Raw genomic sequence first — 12,583 nt, forward strand, 5'->3', positions numbered from 1 at the left:
CTATGGCACAGAAACAACTGACACAAAAGGAAAAAAGAATCAACAAGTCCATTACTCTACTGGCCTGGATCCTGATCATCAGTGGAATTACAGGAATGGTCAGTTTTTATCTTTTTTCAAGAAAGAATGTCACAACCAACGATGCACAGATCGAACAATATATCACGCCTGTATCCAGCAAGGTTTCAGGGTTTATCAAATCGATAAAGTTTAATGAAAATCAGTTTGTCCATAAAGGGGATACTTTAATTATCATAGACAACAGAGAGTTCGTGAACCAGGTACAAATGGCAGAAGCCAATCTCCACGCCAATACAGCAACCATCAGCACTATTGAAAGCGGTGTTAATACCAAAGAAAGCGACACAAAGATCATTGACGCCAAAATTGCTTCTGCAAGAATTGATATCTGGAGAACAGAACAGGATTATAAAAGATATAAAAACTTACTGACCGAAGATGCTGCTACCGAACAGGAATTTGAGAATGTAAAGGCTTCTTACGAACAGTCAAAAGCCAATCTTCTGGCCTTGGAACAGCAAAAAAATGCAGTAAAAGCCGGCGCCAGTGAACAGCAGACCAAGGTTGCTCCTGTTAAAAGCCAGATTCAGCAGAGTTCTGCGAGTCTGAATAATGCTAAACTTTATCTTTCTTATACGGTGATTACCGCTCCTTATGATGGATGGGTCGGAAAAAAGACCATTCAGGAAGGTCAACTGATTAAGGAAGGTCAGGCTTTAGTACAGATCGTCAGCAAAGAAAAATGGATCATTGCCAATTACAAAGAAACACAGCTTGGACAGATTGATCAGAACCAGGAAGTCATCATTACTGCAGATGCGTATCCCGATGTGGAATTTAAAGGAAAAATACTTTCCGTTTCTCCTGCGTCAGGCTCACAGTTTTCTTTGGTAAAACCAGATAATGCCACCGGAAACTTTGTGAAAATTGAACAGAGATTTCCTGTGAAAATTATTCTTGACAACAATAAAGACAACGAAAAACTTCTTTCCGGAATGAATGTTCTGGTGAGCGCGAAAAAGATATGAGTTTGAGAGTGGGAGTGGTTGAGAGTATTAGAGTATAAAAATATCTAGTTTTATTATAATTTTCAAATTCTCGCATTTTCAAATTTTCAGATTAAATTATTTTTTTAGCGAAAAGACAGGACTGCAAAATAGCGAATCTGCAAATTTTTTCTTACGCATATTTGCCATTTTACCTTTTACTTTTACACCTTGCTCTTTTGTCTTTTCGCATTTTTAACTCAGCACAGCTGGGAAATTTCTTACCTGCCTTTTCAGCATTCTTCGTTTAATGCTTTCAAAAAAAATTATGCAACACAATACAGTTTATCATAAATGGGTACCACAATGGCTGAAACTGCCGCTTCTTATACTGGCATTGTTTCCCCACCTGATGTTGTTGTCGCTTTTACACTCAAACAGCGCCTTCACATCTTCTTTTATGGATGTTGATTCAGATGACATTCAGTATTTAATGATTTTGATGTATGGGACATTTGTGGTTACCCTTTTAGTTTTACAGCGGTTTATGGCGTATTTCAGCGTCAAATATTATGTTCTGCTGATGGCCTCCGTTTCTGTTATTATTCTTTACGTTTTATCAGTAACCCACGATTATCATGTTATATTGGTGATCCGGTTTTTAGAAGGAATTTTCGGGCTGCTGGAAGGTGCTATTTTCCTTCCATTGATTATTGCTGAATTAAAGACGAAACACGCCAAAGTCTTAGCTTACCTTTTCATGTATACCATCATGCTCACCGGAGGAACAATAACCACTTCCCTGTTGAAGTCAAGCATTGAGAATTATGATTTCCAGCATATGATCCTGATGATGGTCTATTTCCATGTATTTGTATTGATCATCGGTATTGCTCTGTTCAACAAAAACAGATTCTTTCCTAAGAAACCTTTATATCAATTGGATATTACCAGCTGGTTTTTACTTTGGGTATGCCTGCAGGCTGGCGGCTATGCCATTATTTATGGTAAAAGACTGATGTGGCTCGAGTCTGATACCATTATCATGTGTCTGTTTATATTCCTGCTTTCGGGAGGGTTATTTATGCTTAAACAAAGAAATTCCAAAAGACCACTATTTCATTTTGAAGTTTTCAGTTCAAAAAATGTGATTGCAGGAATGATTCTGTTTTTCATTTTTTATCTGATCCGATCCGGACTGAATAATGTATACAGTATTATGGCTACCGTATGGAAATGGCCCTGGGATTATATTGTCAATATCCAATACTGGAACGTAGCAGGAACTCTTTTAGGGATATTATTATCAGGAATCTGCCTGGTTCGGGGAGTTTCCTCAAGAATTGTTTTCTTTACGGGGTTTCTGTTGCTTGCAGTAGACTGTGCGTGGTTTACCTATACATTTTATCCTGACACTACCCTTTCCACGATTTGTCCTCCCTTATTTCTGCAAGGTGTAGCTCAGGGATTATTATTTACTCCGCTTGTTTTCTTTTTGATTTCAGGAACTCCGGAAGAATATGTTGCCAATGCTACGGCTTTAGGGACAACAACCCGTTTCTGGACAACAGCTATCGGCTATGCTCTTATGCAAAATCTCATGCTGTTTTTAACCTTAAAACATTCTGATACACTCAGCGCCAATTTTACAAATACCAATCCCGTTTTCTACAGTCAGTGGACTCAGCTTTTCGGGGCCAATATTTCAAAATTGTCTGTGAATGATTCTTTATCTATGACAGCTGGAGCGTTTAAGGCTAAAATTACTGCACAATCTATTCTACTCTCGAATATGGAAATTTTTACCGGCCTTTTCTGGCTCGCATTCATTACTGCGATTTGTTTACTGATTTATCATCCGGTAAAAATAGCAGTAAGAAATATTATGTAAAGAAGCTTGAATTTATTAACTCCCAAATAGCAAACAAATTCGGTTAAACGGTTTCTTAAACGCCAGGAAAACGCTAAGAAGATATAAAATGATATGAATATTTTTCGTTCGCAAAGGCATTTCATTCAGCTATACGGTATAAATAAACTCTGCTAAATGTCGACGCCTTTGCGAACGGAATTTCCCATTTTTCAGTCAAATCCATTGCGAAATTTGCGTTAAACTTAAATTAAGTGTTAAACTTACTGTTTCTAACTCTCATCTTCAATCTCTCTTCTTCTCCCCACTTTGGCCGGTTTATTGTTCGTATTTTTCAGCAGCAAATATTGCTTAAATCATTACATTAAATACAAAATTTCACCAATGGAAATTGAAAGAATTTTACTGAGTCAAAGGGATTTTTTTAAGACACAACAAACCAAAAGCCTTGCTTTCCGGAAAATGTATCTTGAAAAGCTTAAAAGTCTTATTATTTCTAATGAGAATATGCTGTATGAAGCAATTAACAAGGATTTTGGAAAATCAAAGTTTGATACTTTCACCACCGAATTATCCTTCATTCTGAATGATATTAATTATTATATCAAAAATTTAAAATCTCTTTCAAAACCTAAAAAAGTAAGGACCAATCTTGTCAATCAGCTTGGGAACAGTAAAGTGTATGCTGATCCTCTTGGTTGTATTCTGGTAATCGGAGCCTGGAATTATCCTTATCAATTATCACTTTCTCCCATTATTGCGGCAATGGCTGCCGGGAACTGCTGTATTCTTAAGCCCAGTGAAATAGCTGAACATACGATGAAAGCGATGGCGTCCATTATCAATGAAAATTTCCCGCCTGAATATTTATATGTTTATGAAGGAGGTATTGAAGAAACAACTTCTCTTTTACAGTTAAAATTTGACAAAATATTTTTTACAGGAAGTACAAAGGTCGGAAAGATTGTTTATAAAGCGGCAGCAGAGCATCTTACTCCCGTAACTCTTGAACTGGGCGGAAAATCTCCGGCTATTGTCACCAAAAATGCCAATCTTGAAATAGCCGCAAAAAGAATTGTATGGGGAAAATTCCTCAATGCCGGACAAACCTGCGTAGCTCCCGATTATCTGCTGGTTGAAGAAACCATTCAGGAGCAGTTTTTGGAAATGCTTAGAAAATATATTAAAGAATTCAAATATGATCAGGATTCTGAACAGTATACAAGAATTATTAATCAAAAAAATTTCCAGCGTCTTGTGCGCCTTATTGATAAAGAAAAAATCTATTCCGGAGGAAATTTTGATGAAGAAAAACTGTATATCGAACCCACTATTCTGAATCACATAGATTGGAATGATGACATTATGCAGGAAGAAATTTTCGGTCCGTTACTGCCTGTCATCAGTTTCCAAAATTATAATGCTGCACTCAATTCTATTTTAGAGCTTGAAAAACCGTTGGCGGCTTATCTTTTCACCAATGATTCAGAGGAAAAAGAAAACTTTACCCGAAAACTATCTTTTGGAGGAGGCTGCATCAATGATACGGTGATGCATTTAAGCAATGACCATCTGCCATTTGGAGGCGTGGGAAGCTCAGGAATAGGAAATTATCACGGAAAATATGGTTTTGAAACCTTCTCTCATCAAAAAGCTGTTCTTGAAAAAGTCACCTGGGGTGAACCGAACATCAAATATCCACCGTATTCTGAGAAAAAATTAAGCTGGATCAAGAAATTAATGTAGCACTCATAAAAATAAAAACTGCTTCATTTCTGAAGCAGTTTTTATTTTATCCTTTTTTAGGAGCCCAGGTAGTAAAGAACTCTTTTACTTTTTCTTTGCTGTACCCTTTTCCTTCTTCTAAAACATCACTTTGCTGAACCTTGATCATTTTCCCGTCTTTATCTAAAATAATAAAAACTGGATAACCAAATTTCTCACCTGGATTCCCATACTGGGCAAAAACCTTTTCATTCTTATTGTCCGGAGAAAAGTTCAGGTGATAATAGACATAGTTTTTATCTACTACTTCCTTCAATTCAGGAGTAGTCTGTACAAAATTATTAAAACGAAGACACCAGATACACCAGTTACCACCAGCCTGGATCATAATATTTTTACCTTCTTTCTTAGCCTGAGCGACCAATTTATTAATATCAGCCTGAGCATCCGCTTTTGGATCATAAGGCTTAGGAAGCTTAGCTTTTTCTTCAGCCGCTTTTTTCTTTGCTTCTAACTCTTTCTGCTCAGTAGGTACTATAAGAGCTGTTTTTTCCTTTCCTGTATCTGGGGAGTTCTTTACTTCTTGTGAAAAAGCAAATGTACTTAATCCCACAGAAGCAAAAATTATCAATTTTTTCATAATATAAAAGTAAAAAAAATACTACATATCCCTCTGCAAAAATAGAACCATAATTTTATTATCACTAAATTTGCGTGTTTTATGAATTTCTTAATCAAAATATTATACTTAGTCTCTAAGCTTCCGCTTAAAATATTATATATTTTTTCGGACGTGATCTTTTTCCTGAACTATTATCTGGTAGGATACAGAAAAGAGGTAATTACCCAAAATCTGAGAAAATCTTTTCCTGATAAATCGGAAGAAGAAATTAAAGAGATCCGGAAAAAATTCTACCTTAATTTTTCAGATTATCTGGTAGAAACGATCAAATCTTTCAGCATTTCCGAGACAGAAGCCAGGGTGAGAATGCAGCATATCAATCAGGAACTGTTTCATGATGCTAAAAAGGAAGGCAAAAACATTATCCTTCTGGCAGGGCACGTCTTCAACTGGGAATGGATCAATGCTTTGGCAAAGATTGTTCCCCAGGCGCATTGCCATCCTGTATACAGAAAGGTAAATAATGACTTCTGGGAGAATCAGATGAGAAAGGTCCGTAATAAATTCGGAAATGAAGCATTGGAAGCCAATGAAGTAATCCTGAATATTTTCAGATCCAGAAACAACGGCGATTCTGCTTATATGTTCGTAGCTGATCAGACTCCTCACCACGCACATGTCACCTATGGATTAGAATTTTTGAATCAGCGTACTCCCGCTTTTATAGGATATGATAAGCTTGCTACAAGAATGGATCTTGTCTTTATCTATTGTGAAATGAAGAAGGTAAAACGTGGTTATTATCAGGTAAATTATCATAGAATCTATCCTGATGGCGAAAAGTTTACGGAAAATGAAGTGGTAAGAAAGTTCCATAAATTATTGGAAAACACATTACACAAAAACCCGGACAACTACCTTTGGTCACACAGAAAATGGAAATATCAGGACTCTATCAAAAATTTTGATTCCGAAAAAAAATAGATTGACATGCAGAAAAAACTGGCAGTTGCCATCTTAAACTGGAACGGCAGAAATTGGCTTGAAAAATTTCTTCCGGGTGTGGTTCAATTTTCTCAGAATGCAGATATTTTTGTTATTGACAATCTTTCTACAGATGATTCTATTGAATTTCTGCAAAAGAATTTTCCTACGGTAAAAGTTATTAAAAACGATAAAAACTATGGATTTGCAGGTGGTTATAATGAAGGATTGAAAGTTATCCCTAATGAATATTACTGCCTTCTCAATTCTGATGTAGAGGTTACGGAAAACTGGATAGAACCTATTTTTGAATTATTGGAAAAAAATCCTTCCGTTTCAGCAGTACAGCCTAAAATCTTATCTTATCACAATAGAAACTATTTTGAATTTGCAGGAGCTGCCGGCGGATTAATAGACAACCTTGGATATCCTTACTGCAGGGGCAGGGTTTTTGATGATCTGGAAGAGGATAAAGGACAGTATAATGATGAAACAGAGATCTTCTGGGCATCAGGATGCTGTTTTTTCATCCGTTCAAAAGATTTTTGGGAGCAGAATGGTTTTGACGCCAGATTTTTTGCCCACCAGGAAGAGATTGACCTTTGCTGGAGACTCATTAATTCCGGGAAAAAGATTTATTATACCGGAAAAGCCAGTGTCTATCATGTAGGCGGCGGCACCCTTAACAAACAAAGCGCACAAAAAACTTTTTTAAATATCAGGAATAACCTTTCTATGATGCTTAAGAATCTTCCCTTTCCTCAATTGATCTGGCTGATATTTTTCAGATTATGTCTGGATAGTGTTGCCGGAATCTATTTCGGATTAAAGCATGGCTTTCCGCATCTTTGGGCTGTTGTAAGAGCTCATTTTGGTTTCTATGGACAGCTTCCGGGAACATGGAAACTTCGTCAGAAAAATCAAAAGAAAGAGTTTTACCAATCAAAATGGTTGATTTTCAGACATTTTTTGGGAGGTAACAGGTAGCAGGTAACAGATTATAGGCTGCAGGAATTATGGAAAACCAATTTTTCTTGGGTAAGCCTAAAACTTTAAACCTAAAACATTAAACTAAAAACCTGGGAACTAGAGAATCAGCAACTAATTTAATTACAAAACAATGGATTTCTGTGCAATAGATTTTGAAACGGCCACTCACGAGAAAAGTTCAGCTTGTGAAATGGGAATATGTGTGGTACAGGACTCTAAAATTGTTGAAACAAAGACCTGGCTAATCAAACCACCAAGCTTTCCTTATTTTAATAAATTCAATATTGCGGTGCATGGGATTCAACCGGAAGATGTAAAGGATGCACCTACTTTTGATGAGATATGGTATGAAGCCCAGGATATGATGTACGGAAGCCTGATGATTGCTCATAATGCGGGATTTGATGCTTCTGTTTTAAGAGGGTGCCTGCAGCATTACGGAATGTTTACTCCCCAGCTCAACTATCTGTGCAGCATACAGCTTGCAAAGAAGTCATGGAACTACCTTCCAAAGTATGGTTTGAAACCATTGGCGGAATATCATAAAATTGATTTCACCCACCATAGAGCAGGGGCAGATGCTGAAGTATGTGCAAAGATCTCTCTATTGGCTTTTGAGAAACTCTTCCTCACCAGTAATGATGAAGTAAATGAATATTTGAAAGCGAAAATCAAAAAGCTTTAATAGAACAGAGTATTGAACCCGGGTTCTTATTCTGCAGTCTATTAATCATTACTATTGTACTTTTAAGGTACAAAAAAGCTTTAATTACTCAACACTTCTGATAACAGATTGAATTTCGGAATATCAATTTCGAAAGTCTCTTGTGTTTCCATGTTTTTCACCAGATATTTTCCACTCATATTCCCTACTCCGGAACGAAGCATTACATTGGAAAAATAAGCGAAATTTTCACTTGTTCCTATTTCAGGAGTCAGGCCGATTACGCCATCTCCTATAATCTCTGTATATCCAAATCCGACATCAAAGATCAACCATTTCCTTTTCAATACTTTGATAGGAAAGCTTCCGTCATTTTCTATCGTGATATTGTATTTAAAAACGTAACGGTTTTCGGATGGATAACTGTTCTTACTATCATATTCAGGTATTACTGAAACTTTGATATTGGAAGTCATTTTTGAAAACATCATTGTAGCATTTTCTTAATAAATACAAAAATCTCGCCTTTTTAAGGCGAGATTGTATATTTATATTATAATTTCATTAAAACTATAATCCAAGGCCTTTTCTTTCGTCACCTCCCAATAGTATTTCAACAGGATTGTCAATACCTTCTTTTACCGCTACAAGGAATCCTACAGACTCTTTTCCGTCGATAATTCTGTGGTCATAAGACATGGCTACATACATCATTGGTCTGATTACTACCTGTCCATCAACAGCAACCGGTCTCTGGATAATGTTGTGCATTCCTAAGATTGCAGATTGTGGAGGGTTGATGATTGGTGTAGACATCATAGATCCGAAAGTACCACCGTTTGTAATCGTGAAAGTACCACCAGTCATTTCATCAACAGTAATTTTACCGTCTCTTACTTTGATAGCAAGATCTTTAATGTTTGCTTCCACGCTTGCGAAAGACATATTTTCAGCATTTCTCAATACCGGAACCATTAATCCTTTAGGACCTGAAACAGCAATTGAAATGTCGCAGAAATCATAGTTTACTTTGAAGTCACCGTCGATAGATGCGTTTACATCCGGATACATTTGTAGTGCTCTTGTAACCGCTTTAGTAAAGAAAGACATGAAACCAAGTCCAACACCGTGTTTCTGAGCAAATTCTTCTTTATATAGTTTTCTTAATCTGAAGATTTCAGACATATCCACTTCATTGAAAGTCGTCAACATAGCTGTTTCGTTCTTCACAGAAACAAGTCTTTGTGCGATTTTTCTTCTTAAAACTGAAAGTTTAGTTGTAGTGGTAGTTCTTGCGCCTGTAGCTGTCATTGGGCTTCCTCCTAATGCAGGAACAGCCGCTAATTCAGCATCAGTTTTAGTGATTCTTCCATCTCTTCCTGTTCCTGAAACCTGAGCAGCATCCATTCCTTTTTCGTCAAGGATTTTCTTAGCAGCCGGAGATGGAGCTCCCGTTGCATAAGTTTGTGGAGCAGCTACCGGAGCAGCAGGTTTTGGAGCTTCTTGTTTCGCAGGCTCAGCAGCTTTTGGAGCTTCTTCCTGTTTTGGAGCTTCAGTAGCAGGTGCAGCACCTTCTGGCTTTTTAGCATCCATATCAATTAAACAAACTACCTGACCTACCTGTACCACATCACCTTCTTCTGCCTTTAAAGTGATAATACCACTTTGTTCTGCAGGCAATTCAAGAGTTGCTTTATCTGAATCCACTTCGGCGATAGGTTGATCTTTTTCTACATAATCACCATCTTTTACAAGCCAAGTTGCAATTTCAACTTCTGTAATTGATTCGCCCGGTGAAGGAACTTTCATTTCTAAAACTGACATATCGAGTATTTTTTATTTTTTAATTGGATATTATTTAAATTAAGCTGTAACTGGTCTTTTTGCAGGAGCATCATCTCTATCAAAAACTCTGTTGATCACTGCATTTTGGTTTTTCTCAAACATTTTGTGGCTACCTGGAGCCGGAGCACCGCTTGGTACCGGAGCAACTACCTGGATTCCTGTATCTCTGAAGTTTCTCAGGATATAAGACCAAGCTCCCATGTTTTCAGGTTCTTCCTGAGCCCAAACCAATTGTTTTTTGTTTTCGTATTTGTTGAAGATCGCTTCAATAGCATCCGTCTGAAGCGGATATAACTGCTCGAATCTTACCAATGCAATATTTTCACAGTTCAGTTCTTCTTTCTTAGCCAATAATTCAAAGTACAGTTTACCTGAACAAAGAACTAGTTTTTCAACTTTTTTAGGATCTGCAGTTGGATCGTCCAGAATAGGCTGGAATACACCGTTTGCAAAATCTTCAATTGGAGAAACTACTTTAGGATGTCTCAGTAAAGACTTAGGGCTCATTACGATCAATGGTTTTCTGAATCCCCATTTCAACTGTCTTCTCAATAAGTGGAAGTAGTTGGCAGGTGAAGTAATATTAGCCACTACCATGTTTTCATTAGCACAAAGGGTAAGGAATCTCTCCAATCTTGCTGAAGAGTGCTCTGCTCCCTGTCCTTCTGAACCGTGAGGTAATAACATCACCAATCCGTTCTGGATTTTCCATTTTTCTTCTGCTGCTGCAAGATATTGGTCAACGATGATCTGAGCACCATTCACGAAATCTCCGAACTGAGCTTCCCAGATTGTCAATGTATTTGGAGAAGCCATTGCATATCCGTAATCGAAACCTAAAACTCCATATTCTGAAAGGTGAGAGTTGAATACATCAAATCTGCTTTCTGATACGTGTCTTAATGGGATATATTCTTCTTCTGTATCTTCTGTTTTTACTACCGCGTGTCTGTGAGAGAATGTACCTCTTTCCACATCTTCTCCGGAGATTCTTACGTTGTGACCTTCCACAAGTAGTGTTGCATAAGCTAACCACTCTCCTAACGCCCAGTCTAATGAATTACCTTCAATAGCCTTGATACGGTTTTCGAAAAGTCTTGTAATTTTATTAATGAATTTTTTATCAGCCGGAAGTGTTGACATTTTCAGCGCTAATTCTTTCAGCTTTGCTGCATCATATTTTGTATCAACAGGCAACTGAACTGCACCTCTCTTCCCGATTGGGTAGTTCGTCCAGTCTTCAGCCATAAACAGATCCATTACGTTCTTTTCAATTTCTTTTGAAGCATCAAAATCTTTATCTAACAGCGCTTTGAATTCCGTTTCCATTTTAGCAATTACATCATTGGAAGTAACGCTGTCTTTAAGTAATTTATCTTTATAAATTTCTCTTGGATTTGGGTGTTTTGAAATTGTTTTGTATAAGTTAGGCTGAGTAAATCTTGGCTCATCCCCTTCATTGTGCCCATATTTTCTATATCCTAAAAGGTCGATATAAACATCTTTTCCGAATTTCGCTCTGAAATCAGCAGCAAAATGGATGGCATGAACAACCGCTTCAGCATCGTCAGCATTCACGTGCATTACAGGAGATTCTGTAACTTTTGCGATGTCTGTACAATATGTTGAAGATCTTGCATCCATATAGTTGGTTGTAAATGAAACCTGGTTATTTACAACGATATGAACAGTACCACCTGTTCTGTATCCTTCCAAAGTCATCATCTGAGCCACTTCGTAAGCAATACCCTGACCAGCGATTGCACCATCACCGTGGATAATGATTGGCAATACTTTAGAGTAATCTTTATATTTGTCATCTACTTTTGCACGGCAGATACCTTCTACCAAAGCAGCTACTGTCTCCAGGTGAGACGGGTTCGGAGTAAGGTTGATACATACTTCTTCTCCTGAAGCTGTTTTGATCTTTTTAGATGATCCTAAGTGATATTTAACGTCACCTGAGAATACATCTTCTTCAAATTCTTTTCCTTCAAATTCTGAGAAGATCTGCTTGTAAGATTTTCCAAAAATATTTGTCAATACATTCAGTCTACCTCTGTGAGCCATTCCTAACACCACTTCATCTACTCCTAATTGAGAAGATCTTGAGATCAACTGATCTAAAGCCGGGATTAAGGTTTCACCTCCTTCTAATGAGAATCTTTTTTGTCCTACAAATTTTGTGTGAAGGTAGTTTTCAAAAGCAACCGCCTGATTTAATTTTAATAAAATCTCTGTTTTTTCGTTTGCAGAAAGGTTTGGGTGGTTTTCATTTACCTGAAGCCATCTTTTAATAAAATCTTTTTCTTCAACATTGTTGATGTGCATGTACTCTACTCCGATAGAATCACAGTAGATATTTTCAAGGTGCTTGATTAAATCTGCTAAAGTAGCAGGTTCTTTCATTCCTGTTTCAACAGCACAGTTGAATTTTGTATTTAAATCTTCTTTAGAAAGACCGAAGTTTTCGATGTCTAAAGTAGGGGTATAATGTCTTCTTTCTCTTACCGGGTTCGTCTTTGTAAAAAGGTGCCCTCTTGTTCTGTAAGCCTCGATAAGGTTTACTACTTTAAATTCTTTCTTGATATGCTCAGGAACTTCTCCGTTTGATACTGCCTGAGAAATCTGTTGTTGAACTGCCGGGGCAGCGCTGGCCGAAGCCTGAATAAATTGGGTGTTATCGTCATCTCCATAGTTCTCTAAAGCAAAATCGAAGCCTTGAAAGAAGGCTTTCCATGATGGTTCTAGGGAGTCTGGGAATTTTAAGTACTGTTGGTATAAATCCTCAATTAACTGAGAATGAGCTGCGTTTAGGAATGAAAATCTGTCCATTATTACAGTTTATCTATTTATTAAAATTTATTTGTAGAATT

At 37.2% G+C, this 12,583-nt stretch carries 10 protein-coding genes; 6 read left to right on the plus strand and 4 right to left on the minus strand.

What is annotated here, in order from left to right; genetic code table 11:
- Positions 1-2: 2 nt before the first annotated feature.
- From FN817_RS11375 to FN817_RS11385, 3 genes are all read left to right on the plus strand, one after another.
- Positions 3-1,049, plus strand: coding sequence for an HlyD family secretion protein (locus FN817_RS11375; RefSeq protein WP_142718018.1), 1,047 nt, complete (start codon positions 3-5; stop codon positions 1,047-1,049).
- 286 nt (positions 1,050-1,335) lie between these two features.
- Positions 1,336-2,898, plus strand: coding sequence for an MFS transporter (locus FN817_RS11380; RefSeq protein WP_142718019.1), 1,563 nt, complete (start codon positions 1,336-1,338; stop codon positions 2,896-2,898).
- 363 nt (positions 2,899-3,261) lie between these two features.
- Complete coding sequence (locus tag FN817_RS11385; protein WP_142718020.1) at positions 3,262-4,623, plus strand: aldehyde dehydrogenase; 1,362 nt, start codon at positions 3,262-3,264, stop codon at positions 4,621-4,623.
- Positions 4,624-4,669: 46 nt separating this feature from the next.
- Here the strand turns inward: FN817_RS11385 and FN817_RS11390 are convergent, their stop codons facing one another.
- Positions 4,670-5,242: a thioredoxin family protein gene (locus FN817_RS11390; protein WP_142718021.1), complete on the minus strand. Its 573-nt coding sequence runs from the start codon at positions 5,240-5,242 to the stop codon at positions 4,670-4,672.
- An 81-nt stretch (positions 5,243-5,323) separates the two neighbouring features.
- Between FN817_RS11390 and FN817_RS11395 the strand changes: the two genes are divergently transcribed.
- The 3 genes from FN817_RS11395 to FN817_RS11405 all read left to right on the plus strand — a co-directional run bounded on the left by FN817_RS11395 (position 5,324) and on the right by FN817_RS11405 (position 7,883).
- Positions 5,324-6,208: a lysophospholipid acyltransferase family protein gene (locus FN817_RS11395; RefSeq protein WP_142718022.1), complete on the plus strand. Its 885-nt coding sequence runs from the start codon at positions 5,324-5,326 to the stop codon at positions 6,206-6,208.
- 6 nt (positions 6,209-6,214) lie between these two features.
- Complete coding sequence (locus FN817_RS11400; protein WP_142718023.1) at positions 6,215-7,195, plus strand: glycosyltransferase family 2 protein; 981 nt, start codon at positions 6,215-6,217, stop codon at positions 7,193-7,195.
- 133 nt (positions 7,196-7,328) lie between these two features.
- Positions 7,329-7,883 carry a 3'-5' exonuclease gene (locus tag FN817_RS11405; protein ID WP_142718024.1) on the plus strand — a complete coding sequence of 185 codons (555 nt, stop codon included), beginning with the start codon at positions 7,329-7,331 and terminating at the stop codon, positions 7,881-7,883.
- An 80-nt stretch (positions 7,884-7,963) separates the two neighbouring features.
- Here the strand turns inward: FN817_RS11405 and apaG are convergent, their stop codons facing one another.
- The 3 genes from apaG to FN817_RS11420 form a co-directional block, all read right to left on the minus strand.
- On the minus strand, positions 7,964-8,353 hold the full coding sequence (apaG, locus tag FN817_RS11410; protein WP_002979078.1) for a Co2+/Mg2+ efflux protein ApaG: 390 nt from the start codon (positions 8,351-8,353) through the stop codon (positions 7,964-7,966).
- A gap of 79 nt (positions 8,354-8,432) precedes the next feature.
- On the minus strand, positions 8,433-9,686 hold the full coding sequence (odhB, locus tag FN817_RS11415; RefSeq protein ID WP_142718025.1) for a 2-oxoglutarate dehydrogenase complex dihydrolipoyllysine-residue succinyltransferase: 1,254 nt from the start codon (positions 9,684-9,686) through the stop codon (positions 8,433-8,435).
- A gap of 39 nt (positions 9,687-9,725) precedes the next feature.
- Positions 9,726-12,542: a 2-oxoglutarate dehydrogenase E1 component gene (locus tag FN817_RS11420; protein ID WP_142718026.1), complete on the minus strand. Its 2,817-nt coding sequence runs from the start codon at positions 12,540-12,542 to the stop codon at positions 9,726-9,728.
- Between the last annotated feature and the right edge of the window lie 41 nt (positions 12,543-12,583).

Source organism: Chryseobacterium rhizoplanae (assembly GCF_900182655.1).
In the GTDB taxonomy this organism is placed as follows: domain Bacteria; phylum Bacteroidota; class Bacteroidia; order Flavobacteriales; family Weeksellaceae; genus Chryseobacterium; species Chryseobacterium rhizoplanae.